The organism is Rhizobium nepotum 39/7, from assembly GCF_000949865.1.
Classification (GTDB): Bacteria; Pseudomonadota; Alphaproteobacteria; order Rhizobiales; family Rhizobiaceae; genus Agrobacterium; species Agrobacterium nepotum.
This window is the reverse complement of record NZ_JWJH01000021.1, coordinates 1-14,938: the sequence shown is the minus strand read 5'-3', so window position 1 is coordinate 14,938 and position 14,938 is coordinate 1. Positions and strand designations below refer to the sequence as shown.

13 protein-coding genes and 2 pseudogenes are annotated in these 14,938 nt (G+C 56.8%); 7 read left to right on the top strand and 8 right to left on the bottom strand.

What is annotated here, in order from left to right; genetic code table 11:
• Positions 1–6: 6 nt before the first annotated feature.
• The 7 genes from RS75_RS20575 to RS75_RS20545 all read right to left on the bottom strand — a co-directional run bounded on the left by RS75_RS20575 (position 7) and on the right by RS75_RS20545 (position 7,811).
• The gene (locus RS75_RS20575) at positions 7–1,530 is read right to left on the bottom strand and encodes a sugar ABC transporter ATP-binding protein (protein WP_045023944.1); all 1,524 of its coding nucleotides are present in this window, start codon (positions 1,528–1,530) and stop codon (positions 7–9) included.
• Between the two features lie 268 nt (positions 1,531–1,798).
• Complete coding sequence (locus RS75_RS20570; protein ID WP_045023943.1) at positions 1,799–2,572, bottom strand: SDR family NAD(P)-dependent oxidoreductase; 774 nt, start codon at positions 2,570–2,572, stop codon at positions 1,799–1,801.
• An 11-nt stretch (positions 2,573–2,583) separates the two neighbouring features.
• Positions 2,584–3,309, bottom strand: a complete 726-nt coding sequence (locus RS75_RS20565; RefSeq protein ID WP_045023941.1) for an SDR family oxidoreductase — start codon at positions 3,307–3,309, stop codon at positions 2,584–2,586.
• Between the two features lie 45 nt (positions 3,310–3,354).
• Entirely contained in the window at positions 3,355–4,629 is a 1,275-nt protein-coding gene (locus RS75_RS20560; RefSeq protein ID WP_045023940.1) for a D-tagatose-bisphosphate aldolase, class II, non-catalytic subunit, read from the bottom strand.
• Positions 4,629–5,609, bottom strand: a complete 981-nt coding sequence (locus RS75_RS20555; protein WP_045023937.1) for a tagatose kinase — start codon at positions 5,607–5,609, stop codon at positions 4,629–4,631. Before RS75_RS20555 ends, RS75_RS20560 begins: the two co-directional genes overlap by 1 nt.
• 5 nt (positions 5,610–5,614) lie before the next feature.
• Entirely contained in the window at positions 5,615–6,859 is a 1,245-nt protein-coding gene (locus RS75_RS20550) for an ROK family transcriptional regulator (protein WP_045023935.1), read from the bottom strand.
• A 64-nt stretch (positions 6,860–6,923) separates the two neighbouring features.
• On the bottom strand, positions 6,924–7,811 hold the full coding sequence (locus RS75_RS20545) for a sugar phosphate isomerase/epimerase family protein (protein ID WP_003522969.1): 888 nt from the start codon (positions 7,809–7,811) through the stop codon (positions 6,924–6,926).
• 306 nt (positions 7,812–8,117) lie between these two features.
• Here RS75_RS20545 and RS75_RS20540 point away from each other — a divergent pair, with 306 nt between their 5' ends.
• The 5 genes and pseudogenes from RS75_RS20540 to RS75_RS27145 all read left to right on the top strand — a co-directional run bounded on the left by RS75_RS20540 (position 8,118) and on the right by RS75_RS27145 (position 12,627).
• Positions 8,118–9,641: a sugar ABC transporter ATP-binding protein gene (locus RS75_RS20540; protein ID WP_045023932.1), complete on the top strand. Its 1,524-nt coding sequence runs from the start codon at positions 8,118–8,120 to the stop codon at positions 9,639–9,641.
• Positions 9,642–9,652: 11 nt separating this feature from the next.
• Entirely contained in the window at positions 9,653–10,615 is a 963-nt protein-coding gene (locus RS75_RS20535; protein WP_045023931.1) for an ABC transporter permease, read from the top strand.
• Between the two features lie 144 nt (positions 10,616–10,759).
• Positions 10,760–11,746, top strand: coding sequence for a substrate-binding domain-containing protein (locus RS75_RS20530; protein ID WP_052679722.1), 987 nt, complete (start codon positions 10,760–10,762; stop codon positions 11,744–11,746).
• A gap of 391 nt (positions 11,747–12,137) precedes the next feature.
• Positions 12,138–12,242, top strand: a pseudogene (gene tdh / locus RS75_RS27460) (L-threonine 3-dehydrogenase); the annotation flags it as partial.
• A 43-nt stretch (positions 12,243–12,285) separates the two neighbouring features.
• Positions 12,286–12,627: an MCP four helix bundle domain-containing protein gene (locus tag RS75_RS27145; protein ID WP_045023929.1), complete on the top strand. Its 342-nt coding sequence runs from the start codon at positions 12,286–12,288 to the stop codon at positions 12,625–12,627.
• A gap of 162 nt (positions 12,628–12,789) precedes the next feature.
• Here the strand turns inward: RS75_RS27145 and RS75_RS27135 are convergent, their stop codons facing one another.
• On the bottom strand, positions 12,790–13,011 hold the full coding sequence (locus tag RS75_RS27135; protein ID WP_045023927.1) for a hypothetical protein: 222 nt from the start codon (positions 13,009–13,011) through the stop codon (positions 12,790–12,792).
• Between the two features lie 2 nt (positions 13,012–13,013).
• Here RS75_RS27135 and RS75_RS27130 point away from each other — a divergent pair, with 2 nt between their 5' ends.
• A complete protein-coding gene (locus tag RS75_RS27130; protein ID WP_234704304.1) occupies positions 13,014–13,301 on the top strand; it encodes a methyl-accepting chemotaxis protein in 288 nt (95 codons plus the stop codon).
• A gap of 599 nt (positions 13,302–13,900) precedes the next feature.
• Positions 13,901–14,921 (top strand): annotated as a pseudogene (locus tag RS75_RS20515) (proline racemase family protein).
• Positions 14,922–14,938 lie beyond the last annotated feature (17 nt).

The following is a 14,938-nucleotide window of genomic DNA, read 5'->3' as shown; positions in this document are numbered from 1 at the left end:
ATGCGGCTACGAGGCCAGATGGACGAGCTTTTCCTGGTCGGCCTCGGCAGCCAAGAGCGTTCCAGCGATCTTGCCGCAGCGAAACACGATAATTCTGTCGGCATTGCCTAGGATCTCTGGGATTTCAGAGGAAACCATCAACACCGTGTTTCCGGCAGAGACGAACTCGGAAAGAAAGCCGTAGATCTCTCTTTTTGCCCCCTCGTCGACACCGCGCGTCGGTTCGTCGCAAATCAGCACCCGAGGGTTCGTGTCGACGCAGCGGGCCAGCACAACTTTTTGCTGGTTTCCGCCGCTCAGTTTCTGAACTTCGAGATCTGGCGAAGCCGTCTTGATGGAGAACCGTTTGATGCGTTCGCCAACGCTTTGCCGCTCGGCGGCTTCAGTCATGAAGCCGGCTTTCGAATAGTGGGAGAGGTTGGCAATCGTGATGTTGTGAGCGACCGACGCTGTCAGGGAGAGCCCCGTCTGCTTGCGATCTTCGGTGACGAGCGATATGCCGGCGGCAATTGACTGCGCTGGTGTCTCTAACGCAATCGGCAGGCCGTCGATCAGAATGTCGCCGGAATCGCGTGGCTCGATGCCGTAGAGCGCGTTTACGAATTCGCTGCGGCCGGACCCGAGCAGGCCGTAAAGTCCGACGATTTCACCCGCGTGCAGGGTGATATCAATGCCCTCAAATTTTCCGCGTGACGAAAAGCCGCGGGCTTCCAGCAGCGGTTTGGCGTGTTCCGACGTTTTCGACACCCGTCGATAGTCAAGAAGATCACGTCCGACGATCGAGCGGATAAGACCCTGCCGGTCGGTATCCGTGATTGCTCCGGCCTCGACAAATCGTCCGTCGCGGAAGACCGTGTAGTCGTCGGCGATCTCAAAAATTTCCGTCAGACGATGCGAAACATAGATCACCCCGACCCCCTGTGCTGTCAACGTTTTGATCGCATCGAAGAGCATGACTGTCTCCCGCTCGCCGATGGCGGAGGTGGGTTCGTCCATAATCAGGATTTCGCTTCGGCGGCTGATTGCTTTAGTGATTTCGACGAGTTGTGCCTGCGCGATGGAGAGGTCCCGCAGGCGGGCGCGTGGCGAGATCGGAAATTTCAGACGTGTGAGGATTTCTTCCGCATCCGAAATCATCTGCCGATCATCGACGAAAATGCGGCCGCGACGTTGCTCTCGGCCAAGGTAGAGGTTTTCTGCGACTGTCATGTCGAGGAAAGGACTGAGCTCCTGCGTGATGATCGCAATGCCACGATCGAGAGCAGCAGACGGCGTTGCAAAACTCACCTCCTGGCCCTTGATCGCGATTGTACCGCTGTCGCGTTGCAGAAGTCCCATGAGGATGCCGAGAAACGTCGACTTTCCCGCTCCGTTGCCGCCACACAATGCGTTGACCGAACCTGATCTCAGCTCCATGCGCCCATCGATAAGCGCGGGAACCTTATTGAAGCTTTTCGCGACCTGAGACGCCGACAAGAGGAATGGTTTAAGTGGCTCAACGCCCTGCTTTAATATGATGCCATCATCCATTGGTTCCCTCCATCCTGTGCCCGCCGAAGCGCAGCTTCACCAGCTCACTTACACAGGTCAGTTTACGTCGCTAGTCCGTCTCCCTCAGCATTAGTATGTTTTCACAACAAATAGGTTAAAGTCAAGAAAATAAACTTCTAAGAATCGAAATAACGCAATGAAAATAGATATTTAACAATCATCCATTTCGCAAGCGAGGGCAAAGTGCAAACCTTCGTCAGCACCTGGCTTCTAACTGCATTCTGAAATTCGCGCGGTCTTTAGCGGCTCACCAGCAGGTGAAGCCGCCATCGACGTTGACAATCGCACCCGTCATCAGACTTGATGCTTTAGACGCTAGGAAAAGGACGGCACTGGCGACCTCCTCGGGCGCCCCCATCCTTCCCATCGGCGTATCGGCAAGCCAGATCGGAATACGATCGCGGTTGGCTTCTACAGCCGCGACCATGGGAGTCTCGATATAGGTGGGTGCAACGGCATTCACCCTGATGCCATGAACTGCCCACTCTGCCGCCATCGACCGGGTGATGTGATGGACGGCCGCCTTGGAGACGTTGTAGGGCGTCTGCGGTTGGGGCCGGTTGCAGATGAGACCGGACATCGAGCCGAGATTGATGATCGCGCCACGTTTCATGCCGATCATGTGTCTGCCAAAGGCGCGCGAGCACCAGAAGACGCCATTGACATTGACGTCCATGATCCTCAGCCAATCGGCATCCGTAACGTCTTCGGACGCGACACCACTTTGCCCGATGCCGGCATTGTTGACGAGGATCGTTGCCGCACGCCCCTCGTCCGCCAATTGCTGTGCCATTGCTTCGACACGCTCTGAATTCGCGACATCGCCAATCAGAAGGTCGATTTCATAGCCCTTCTGCCGCAGCGCCAGCGCTTCGGAGGCATCGGCCTCGTCACGCTCAATGACGACAACGCTTGCCCCTGCTTCCGCTAGAGCCTCGACGCAGCAAAGGCCAATCGCCCGACCGCCTCCCGTAACGACAGCGAGTTCACCGTCGAGGCGAAACCACTCCTGATAGGTCATCTGTCTAACCCTTAGATGTCGAATGCGCTTGGCAGGATGACCACGTCGCGGATCGTCACGGTGCGCGGGCGAGTGAGCATGAAGATGATCGCATCGGCGACCTCTTTTGGCTCGATCAGCGCGCCGTTTTCCTTGGCTTTCCGGAGGTTTTCTTCCGGCCAGTCGGCAAGGAGGGCGCTGATGACCGGGCCGGGAGATACCGATCCGACGCGAATGCCGTTTTTCAGCAATTGACGGCGCATCGTCTGGACGAAACTCGTCATGGCCCATTTCGACGCCGAGTAAACCGGCTCCCACGGGACCGCCGTATGACCCGCCACCGAACTCGTCACGATGATATCGCCGGTGCCGCGCTCAATCATGTGCGGAACAACCGACCGAATGTTCTTGATGACCACGTTGACGTTCAGGTTCAGCATACGGTCGATGGCGTCGAGATCGGCCTCGGCCAGGTCACCGCCAATATAGGTGCCGGCGTTGGCGTGCAGGATGTCCAGCTGTCCCGTCTTGGTAAGGATGCCGTCAAGCAGCGATGCACATGCCTCTGGATTCAGGAGATCGATGACCAGAGGGATGGCGCGCGCGCCGATGCGGTCGCAGACTGCGTGCAGCGCCTGTTCATCGCGATCGACGAAAACGACCGTCGCCCCTGCATTGATCATGGCTTCTGCCGATGCGAGGCCGATGCCGGATGCAGCGCCGGTGACAGCGGCGAATTTACCTTGAAGTTCGTTCATGTTTTTCCTCCGAATTCATGTTCGATAGTCTGCGTCATTGCGATGTCAGGACGCCAGGCCACACGCCTGCTGGTAGGCGGCCAGGCTCTTTTCCACGCGCCAAATCAACAGCGCTTCCGGGTCAATAGGGATGTCAGCGAAATGCTGGGCATCAGGCAGATGCTGCCAGAACAGCGGCAGCGGCAGCAATTGTCCGCGAAGGGCGTCATAGAGCCTGTCGACCGCCGCTTTCGCTTCTGGCATGGCCCAGTAATAGCGGATACGGTCCGATAGGGAGTAATGCCGCAGCAGCCGCGTTTCCTGGACGTTTCCGTGGTAGTGGCGATTCCAGTTGTCCGGATGGGCGGTCATCAATGTTTCCATTGCCCAATAAAGCGGACGGTCGCCATAATCGTTCGAAAAGTCGGAAGCGATCAGATCCAAGGCATAGAGCGCCTCGCGCAGCACGAAGGTCAGTTCCGGCCCGACCTTGAGGATAGGGAAACCATCCTTTACCAGCTCGCTAAGGTAGGCTACGCTCTGGTAGTCGGTCGAATGCGCCTCAAAGACAAACTTTGGTTCGTCGCTCAAAAGTTGCGTCAGAGCACCGACTTTGCTTCGGTCGTAAAAAATGACGTTCCTGTTGCCGAACTCGACGCCGGGCTGCACCACTAGTCCGATGGCGCGCGAGAAGGCGTCGGACTGGCCCGCCTCGGCAAAAACCTGCCGATGGATATCGATCGTCTTCCTGGCCGCGTCGCTTGCCGTGGGCTCGATCGCTGTCAGCGTGTGGTCGGCACCTCCTGGTGGCGGGACCTCGGTGCCGATGACGTAGACCGGTTTCTGGCCGCCGGCTTTCTGGGCCGCTGCTTCTGCAGCGGCGGCAAGGCGGACGGCACGGCGCGCCGTCGTCTCGTCGTCAAGTGCTGCGGGTTCGTTAAGGCAGCCCATTGAGGCGTCAAGATGGATTTTGCGAAAGCCGGCGGCCACGTAGGCCGTGACCATGGTTTCGGCCTCGGCCATCGCTTCCTCCGCCGGACGGTTGCGCCAGGGATTAGGACCAAGGTGATCGCCGCCGAGGATGATCTGCCCGACAGGGCATCCTTCCTCCTCTGCCAGCTGATAGACAAGTGCCGCGAAATCGGCAGGCTGCATGCCCGTATATCCACCGAGGTGGTTGACCTGGTTGCACGTCGCCTCGATCAGCACCGTGGTCAATGTCGCCTTGCCATAGCGAAGTGCCGCGCGCAGCACCACGGGATGGGCCGAGCACACCGACGTCACGCCCATCGGCGTTCCGTCGCGCCTCAGCCCCGCCAATTCCGCCAATCTTACCTGCATCAAGAGCGCCTTTTTGTCGTGGAAATGAAAGAGTCAAGTTCTTCGCGGGTGCCCGCGCCTTCCATCGGTCCGCGCACCGTCACGTTTCGGGCGCCGGCGGCCGTCGCATAGGTAAGCGCCTGCGATGGCGACATTCCGAGACGCCGGCACGCCACGTAGGCGCCGCCGAAGCAGTCACCGGCCCCGGTTGGGTCCAATTCCTTGACGTCGAAGGCGGCGACGTCGATCCGTTCGTTGCCGTGTCCAAAATAGCTAGCCCCGTCAGCTCCTCGCTTCAGGACGATTTCCTTGACGCCGATCTCGAACAGCCGGGCGATCGCCGCGTCTTCGCTTTCGACGCCTGCGGCGCGCTCCAGCTCTTCGCCGGAAGGCAACAGCAGATCCGCCATCGAGAGCAAATGCGTGAACCGGCGCTCAGTGGCTTCGTCGAGTTTCAGTTCCTTGCGGATGTTCGGATCGACCGAAACCGTGCCACCGCGGGCTTTGACCACGCCGACCGCTTTGTCGATCACCTCCACCGCGCTTGCCATGGAGAGCGCCGAGCCCATGATGTGCAGATGGCCGCTGCGTTCGATCAGGCTTTGAACAGCGTCGGTCCAGCCGAAGCGGGCGGCCGCCGATTGGGCGATATTGAACACAAAGTCGCGCGATCCGTCGGCGCGGTAGCGAACGAAGGCGCTGCCTGTCGGGAATTCGGGATCGACCGATATCGCCGACACATCGACGCCGTCGCGCAGCAGACGGTCAACGTTGACCCTTCCAAAATCATCGTCGCCGACGGCGCCGACCATGGCAGCATTGCCGCCGACCCGGCCGCACTGGTCAATGAAGATAGCCGGTGCGCCGCTGGGATAGGGGCCGATCAATGGCTGTGCATCCAGAAAACCGGTGCCGATGTCGGTGGCAACGATTTCGACCAGTATTTCGCCGATGCAGACCGTTGGACCGAGGCTGTCCGGTGCTAAAGGGTTGGCATTCATATGCGTTATCTTTCGTCATTCGGCGGCAGCGGTCCTTCGCCACCGGCCGTTCCAATTTGCGTTGGCTCTTCGCTGGCAAAAGTATCACTGTCGAGCGACATGAACCGCTGATGCAGGAGGCAGGCGGCGCCGAAGGCCGAGCCGAGCTTGGCGTCTTCATCGACGACGATCTGCGGCGCCGGAAAAGCGATTTCCTGGCCCTCTGCCATGTAGACGGCAACCCGGGCGGAGACCATCGGATAGAGCGATGCGACGGAACCGCCAAGCACGATCCTGTTGGGATCAAGCAGGCGACAGGCCTGCATCAGGGCAAGCGCCAGATGCCTTGACCATGTCTCAGCGATGGTCACGGCCGCGGGAGCCCGATCCCGGACGTCATCCAGGAACTCAGCCAGGTCGACGCTAGTGTCTCCCTTCGCCAGTCGATATTGCGAGACCAGCGCTTCCCGCCCGATGAGCTGTTCGAACCTCTGGCCGCCGCTGCCCGGGACCAGCGTGTGACCAATTTCGCCGGCGAGGCCGTGTCCGCCGCGAAACAGCTTGCCATCGACCAGCACGCCGCCGCCGACCCCGGTCTCCATCAGCAGGAACAGCGTGACGCCGGAATAGCCATGCTTGTAGCTGTCGCCGATGGCAAAGGCGTTGGCGTCGTTTTCGATGATAATGGGCACATCGAGAGGAAAGGCCGCTCTGGCGATCTGCGATAAAGCGACGTTGCGCCACCCGATGATAGGCGCCAGGCTTACAAATCCATGAGCGTCTATGTGGGCAGGTGCCGACAGCCCAACGCCACGGCACCGTTGCAGCAGATTGTCCTCAATACCACCCAACGCAAGCTCAAAAGCTTGTTCGACCGCCTGGTCGACGGTCTTGCTGGGTGCGTCAAATGCCTGTGTGCGGAAAGATTGGACCTGGCCGCACAAGTCGATGATGACAGCGGTGATATGCTCCACGCCGATCTCGACACCGAGAAAAACCGCGGCATCCGGCACAAGCTCCAGAAGAATGCCTGGCCGGCCCGCGCGGGAATGTTCGCCCTTGCGGTCGCTTGAATCCTCGACTTCGTGAACGAGGCCGCTCCCGGTCAGTTCTGCAACGATCTGGCCTGAAGACGACCGGTTTAGCCCAAGCCGTCGGGCCAAATCCGCGCGGCTCATGCGTCCGAACGTGTACAGGCTCCTGAGGGCAGCAGCGACATTGGTTTGCCTTATGCGGCGTGGAGAGCTTCCTAGAGCGGAGATATCGTTCACTTTTCCAACCTGTAAGATGTTAATCTACCCCGACACTAACACTCGGGGCAGATCGCCTGAAGGTTTATGCCGACCTTGCGTTCGTGGCGCGACGACGCTTTGCTTCGTCCATCTTCAGTTCGATATAGCGTTTCGCATGGGCCGCCAACGGATCGTTCTCAGTCCAGGTATCGCGCCAGATGGCACATGCCAGAGACAGCCCCTCGTCCACAACGGTGGTCGAGAAACTCTCAAACACTATGTCCCGCTGGTAGTCGACATCAAGCAGCGCGTCGAAGATCAGATCGAAGTTGATCGTGCCGTCACCGAGATACCCACGATTGCTTTCGCCTATATGGAAATATCCGATCTTGTCGCCCGCCAGACGGATCGCCGCGGCTGGGTTTGCTTCCTCGATATTCATGTGGAAGGTATCGAGGTGCAACCGCACATGATCGGAGCCCGTCTCCTCAATGAATCGAAGCCCCTGAGCCGTCGTGTTCAAAAGATTGGACTCAAATCGGTTCACCAGTTCCAGGACTAGATCGACGCCACTCGCTTTCGCGATATCTGCGGTCTTTGCGATCGCGGCGACACTATTGTCCCAGCCTTTTTTGGTCGGCTGCCGGTTATATTTGGTGTGCGCCGAATAGAGAATGCCACCCAGCTTGTTGCCGCCGATGTCACGAACCGCTTTTACAGCATCGGCCAATACCGCTTTTCCACCCGCGACTTCGTCGGAGTTCTCACTCGATACGTCTTTATCCAGCGACAGACCCATGGTCACGCCGATCTCGACGTCGAGAGATTGCGCTAGCTTGGCGAGCTTATCCAGATTGAATTTCTCAGGCCGCAAATATGCAAATTCGATCGTGCGATAACCATGCTCGGCCGTCTTACGCAAAGCCTCCTCGAGCCCTTCCTGAGATTGGCCGCCTGTCCATACAAATGAGTGTATCCCTAAGCGCCGCATGTCTTAACCTCCATTTCCGATCCACTGATAGTCACCGTGATAAATCATTTTTGTATGGCAATACAACGAAATAATTACGGACATATGTCGATTTTTTGATCGAACATTTCTATCTCGCAGTTGCGAACAGCTAATTCGTCGCCGCTTTCCGGCATTCATGGTAATTTAATCAGCCGTTGCGACATTCATTGCTGCAACGCAGCATTGATATTTGCACAGTTGCCCAACAAATTATTGCGCATCGTGTCGATGTGATCTATTAAGGCATCAAAGCGGGGGGCTTGAGATTTCTTTGGAGGAGATCATATGGCGAATTCAGTTGAAGCAGTTTTGCAGCCTGCCGGCCTAATAGCTGGTGAGAACCTTCTGTTGGCGGCAACCGGCGTGAAGAAGACCTATGGCCACGTAGCTGCTTTGACGGACGGACGTCTGGAGCTGCGCCGCGGATCGGTTCATGCGCTCTGCGGTGGCAATGGAGCCGGCAAATCGACATTTCTCAGTGTCTTGATGGGTCTGATCCGCCCCGATGATGGTCAGATCGATCTGGACGGCGTTGCCGTCCGCTTCACGTCGCCGCGGGAAGCGCTTGAGGCCGGGATAGCGATCATTACGCAGGAACTTAGCCCCATTCTGGAGGCGACAGTCGCTGAGAATATCTATCTTGGCCGCGAACCCACCCGGTATGGAGTCGTCGATTATCCGACCTTGTTCAACAACGCTAAAGAACTGCTCGATCGGCTGAAATTTCCGATAGATCCGCGGGCACGTGTCGGCGACCTTTCCATCGCCAAGATACAGCTGGTCGAAATCGCCAAGGCGATCAGTCAGGATAGCAAGGTTCTGATTATGGATGAGCCAACCTCGGCGATCGGCGAGGCGGAAACCGATGTCCTTTTCGAAGCGATCCGGTCGCTGACCCGGCAAGGCGTCGGCATTGTCTACGTCTCTCACCGACTTAGCGAACTTTTCAGAATAGCTGAGGATTATACTGTCTTCCGCGACGGCGCCTTTGTTCAGACGGGCAAACTTGGCGACATTGATCGGGAAGAGTTAGTGCGGCTTATTGTTGGTCGCACGGTGAAGCCGTTATCCGCGGATCAGCGCGAGCCGGGTTTGACGATCCTCGAGGTCAAGAACTACTCCCGGGGCGACCAATTCCAGAACATCAGCCTCAAACTCCGCGAGCGAGAAATTCTAGGCGTGTTCGGGCTCATGGGTGCCGGACGCAGCGAATTTTTGGACGCCCTCTTCGGCATTACCAAGCAGGACGAAGGTGAGCTTCAAATTGACGGGAAGCCCGTCAGGGTATCTTCGCCACGAGACGCGATCTCGAAGCGCATGGCATTGGCGACCGAAGACCGAAAAGAAACCGGCCTTATCCTTTGCCGCCCGATCAGAGAAAACATCTCGCTCTCCGCGCTGCGTAAATATTCGTTTTTTGGCTTTGTCAAACGTCGCGGCGAAAGGAAGATCGTTACAGAGATGGCGCAGGCTTTTTCACTGCGCATGGGATCGGTCGAAGACGACGTTCAGGACCTGTCTGGAGGAAATCAGCAAAAGGTCGTTCTCTCCAGATGCCTGGTTACGAACCCGCGTATCCTGCTTTGTGACGAGCCGACGCGCGGCATCGACGAGGGTGCCAAGCAAGCAATCTACGCATTCCTGAGAAACTTCGTATCAGAAGGCAAAACAGCTTTGGTGGTGTCGTCCGAGCTCGACGAAATCCTACAGGTCGCCGACCGAATTCTGGTGTTCCGACGGGGCAAGATTGTTGGGGACATGCTGGTCGCCGACGCCACCCACGAACAACTTCTTCATCTCGCATCGTGAAAGACAACTTCATGACTAACATCAATCATGCCAGCCTCCTCGAAATGGCATCGCGCTATGGCATCGCGGCAGGTTTTGTCGTCCTCTGCATTACTCTGTCGTTTACCACCCCCTATTTCGCCACCGGGGACAACATCGGTAATATCCTGGCCCAGGTGTCCATCAACGGCATCATGGCGGTAGGTCTGACTTTCGTGATATTGACTGCAGGGATAGACCTCTCGGTCGGCTCTATTTTGGCCCTCGCCGGGATCGTGTCTGCCAGTGTTGTGACATCGTCGGATCTCAATCTTGGCGTTGCCGCTGCATTGCTGGTTGGATTGGCAGTCGGCGCAACCGCTGGCGCAATCAATGGCGCGATCATAGCGGGCTCGAGAAGCATACCGCCGTTCATCGTCACCCTCGGAATGCTCAGTGCCGCCCGGGGACTGACGCAGATCTATAATCATGGCTCGCAGATTTCTGATCTTTCCGACAATTTTATGCTGATCGGCAACGGGCAGCTCTGGGGCGTCCAGTTTTCGGTCTACATTTTTGCTCTCGTCGCCATCATCTCGTTCCTGGTCCTGAAGTTCACCCGGTTTGGGCGCTACGTTTATGCCGTCGGGGGCAATGAGCGCGGCGCGCGGACCGCGGGGGTGAATATCGGCTTTATCAAATTTTCGGTCTATCTGATCAGTGGCGTCTGCGCAGCACTGTCCGGGATCATTTATACATCTCGTGCGACGTCCGCTTCGCTGCAGGCCGGGCTTGGCTATGAACTGGATGCAATCGCAGCCGTGGTGATCGGCGGCACGAGCCTTGCCGGCGGTTGCGGCGGCGTGGTCGGGACGATTCTTGGCGCCTTGCTGATCGGCGTCATCAACAACGGCCTTGATTTGCTCTCCGTCGACTCTGGCAACAAGCAGGTCATTAAGGGCGTGGTCATTGTCTTCGCCGTGTTCCTTGACACGGTGCGCGCGCGGATAAGATAGCCGCAACGATCATCTCGGCGTCTGCCGGTTGAACTAAACGTCATTGTGGAAAGGGCTCGCCCTCTTCGCTCAAGTTCGGGAGATGTGCACCCGTGTCATTGCACATAATTGGAGGAAGCGATGATTACTCGGAGAAATACACTGATGCTGATGGCCGCTGCAGGCATGGTGCCGCTGGCCGGAAGAGCTGCTTTTGCAGCTGGAACGAAGCCCGTGAAGGTGGGAGCCGCGGTCTACGGTCTGAAGAACGAATATGCGCAGATCTGGGCTAGCGAAATCAAGAAACATCCGGCCTTTTCCAACGGATTGGCAGAGATTACCGTTTTCGACGGCAACTACGACCATTCAACGCAAGCCTCGCAGTTTGACCTGATGGTGACCCAGAAGTACGACGTGGCGATCTACATTCCTATCGACAGCTATGCCGCGAAAGGCGTCATCCACAAAGCGCAAACGCGCGGTTTGCCGGTCGTAGGCTCGAATGGGCCGGCCAAGAGCGACGAGCTCGTATCGTTTGTTGGCTCTGACGATGTCGCGGCCGGACAGTATGAAGCGGAAGTGCTGTTCAAGGCGATGGGCGGCAAGGGGAACATCGTCGTCCTGATCGGACCGGAAGGAAACCTTGGTCAGGAACTCAGGACTAAAGGCAACAAGGCTGCGCTCGACGCCAACAAGGATATCACTGTCCTCGAACGCAAGACCGGCAACTGGTCGCGCTCCGAGGGGATGGTGCTGATGCAGAACTGGCTGACGTCGCATAAGGGTAAGATTCAAGGCGTTCTCGCTCAAAATGACGAGATGGGCCTTGGTGCGATTGCTGCGATGAAAGCGGCTGGTATCGATCCGAAGACGATTCCTGTCGTTGGTATCGATGGCGTTTCCGACGCGATCAGAGCCGTTAAAAACGGCGAAATGATCCTGTCTATCCGCCAAGATGCTCATACGCAGGCACAAGGCGCCGTTGATGTTGCGTTGCGCAAGGTGATCGGAGACTCTTACAAGCCGCTTTCGGATTGCTGGGCCGAATATCCTCAGATGCCTTGGGGTGAGGGCACTGCAAAGCTTTATCCCGTTCCGTGGACCTATGTCACGGCAGAGAACGCTGACAAATTCCTGAACGCAAAGAACTGATATCCAAGAAGTCCAACGCGCTCGTACTCGAGAGCGTTGGACTTCGACCTGCCTACGAGAGTTGCATTTAAACGTCATACGTATGTAACTAAGAGCAGCAGAATGGAACCTCCCTTGCTCTTCCCAGGTATTCAAACTGGCGTCCTGAAATCACTATCCTGTTGTCGCTATACTAGCAGATGCAGCTGAACACTGCTTTGGGCAGCTGACAGGCTCACCCATAATTCCGGAATTAGCATCCGTTGTGTTCTGAATGGTGAGGCGATCAAACCCTCACGGTTTTTTATTTAGACTGTCGTTGGAAGCAGGTCTCGCCATAACGAAACAGGATTCAGGATAAAATGAACACCATGCGTACGGTTCAGATGAACGGTTTCGGACACCCCTTGTCATACGGAATGTACCTATCCCGGAAATCGGTGAAGACGATGCGCTTGTCCGTCTGACTGCTAGTGGCATCTGCAGAACGGACTGGCACGTATGGAACGGTGACTGGTCATGGCTTGGACTGAAAATTCCAATGCCTGCGACACTTGGCCATGAAATTGGCGGCGAAGCTGGTGAACGACAGCTTGTTGGCCTACGGGAAAGCTGGCGAGAACATGATCACGTTCTCGAAGGTCGGAAACTATCAGCAGGCGGGGTCGATGCTCGAAAGCATGGGGCCGATCATTGCCCCTGCCCAATCTGCTTTCGACACCCTGCTCGAATCAAATAATGCCGCAGTCATTGCGGCAACCAATGTGATGAATTCGACCTCAACGCCGGCCACGCTGACGACATTCGTCGTCATTGCGATGGTTACCCTGCTGCTCGTGCTTCTACGATTTATGTGTTGCGCGGGATCGCCAGACCGGTTCGTGCGATTACCGCCGCGATGACCGGCCTCGCGGGCGGCGACACCGGCAGTCAAATCCCATTTGCTAACCGGAGCGACGATATCGGCCAGATGGCAGGGGCCGTTGAGATCTTTCGATCAGCGGCCATTGCAAACCGTCGTCTTCAGGCTGATGCGTCTTGCCGCCGAAGCCGACATCGGGCCATCAGCCCTTCGGAAGCTCGCCGCGGGCGATCTCTCGTTTCGCCTCGACGAACCCTTTGTGCCGGACTTCGAGGCGCTGCATCACGATCTGAATACGGCCGTCTCGCAACTCAACGCGACGCTGGCGGCCGTGGCGGTAGCGACCGACATGATCGACACAGGAGCACGCGAAGTGAGCAACAGCGCCAACGACCTGTCCCGCCGTACGAGGATCAGGCTGCATCGCTGGAGGAAACTGCCGCCGCGCTTGACCAGATCACGGTCAACGTCGGTAACGCTTCAAAGCGGACAAACGAGGCGCGCCAAGTTGCCGAACTCGCGAAGGCCAGCGCCTCGCAATCGGGATCGGTCGTCACCAACGCAGTCAACGCCATGGGCGGCATCGAGCAGCCCTCGAACGAGATCTCCAATATCATCGGCGTCATCGACGAGATCGCCTTCCAGACCAATCTGCTTGCCTGTTGGTTATGGGATGGCCCGCCCTTCCGAGAACCAACAGTCCGCGTTCTCTAACGCGATTCGGAAGCGTTCGGTAAAAGATCGATGTCGTTCTGCTTCAGCCATGACCGTCCAAAAGCGGGATAGAGAGTCGGTTAGTCCGATCTGTTCCGGCTATGCTCCCTATAGAAGACTTGCACCCACTTCAATCTGAGGCCGGCCTCCCCAGCGGCATTGGTCTCAATCCTACTGCGCCTCGAAGTCAAATTCCGTTATCTTCCACGGTGCAGTCAATCGCCGTTCAACACCTGCAGACAGGACGCAAAGGTGATCCTTCGCTGTCACCGGACAATATCCTGGCTCCAGCCGCTCCGGAAGACGATGGGGCATTGGTTCCTTACAATCTTGCGCACCATCCAATAGATTCGGATACGCCATACAATATCTGTATACAAAACCTAATTTTAGAATACATTTTAGCGAGGAAACGGCTCGTGGTTTCCGGCTGCATCATCCCTGATTGTCCAAAAGCGATGGAAATTTTTGCGAATGGAATTGGCAGGAACGTAGCCGATGAAACATCACAACTGTCAACACGCCTAGCGTCAGTGCCTCAGCAGTTGGACCCTAGGCAGAGAATTTTCAGAGCCGTTGGCGTAAGGGAACAGTGAGAAATGCGCAGTTTAAAGGTAGTTCATATCGTCAATTGCCATGCGAGCGGTGAAATAGGCGACGTGATCGTGGGCGGCATAGCGCCCCCGCCAGGCGACACATTACTTGAGCAATCGAGATTTATTCACAGAGATGGAAAGCTTCGGAATTCCGTCTTGAACGAGCCCCGAGGAGGAGTGTTCAAAAACGTCAATCTCCTCGTACAGGCTAAAGACCCAGCCGCCGTAATGGTTTTATTATAATGGAGCCAATGGACACCCCCTTGATGTCTGGCTCAAACGCATGTGCGTCGCCACGGTCCTTCTCGAAACTGGCATCGTGGAGATGAAGGAGCCAGAAACTAAACTCGTCTTTGAGGCACCTGGCGGACTTATTGAAATCGTCGCGGTGTGCCGAGATGGAAAAGCTGAGAGCATCACTTTTAGAAACCTACCGTCGTATGCGGATGCCCTGAACGCGCAAATCGAAGTCCCTGGAGTGGGGACCCTAAGCGTCGATACGGCATGGGGCGGCGACAGTTATGTTCTCGTCGATGGTCGCCAATTGGGTTTTAGCATCTCACCAGATGAGGCGCGGGATATCGCCGAGATGGGAATAAGGACTACCAATGCAGCAAACGAGCAATTGGGATTCGTGCATCCCTCCAACGGCTGGGATCATATTTCCTTTTGTCAGATCACTCATCCTGCACAGCACATCAACGGCATGTTGACTGGACGCGCGACAATTTCCTTACAACCTGGAAAGCTCGACAGGTCGCCCAGCGGGACCGGCACATCAGCCCGAATGTCGATCTTGCATGCTAGAGGCGAACTTAAGTTGGGCGAACGTTACACCGGGATCTCAATTACCGAAACACAGTTCGAGGGCCTCGTCTCTGAAGTGATAGACCTTCACGGAAAGCGCGCGATACGTCCTGTGATCACGGGGAAAGCCTGGATCAACGGAATACAACAGCATTTCCTAGATCCGACAGACCCCTTCCCTGAAGGTTATCGAGTATCCGATGTCAATCAGCACTGAACATTCACCCCTTTTAC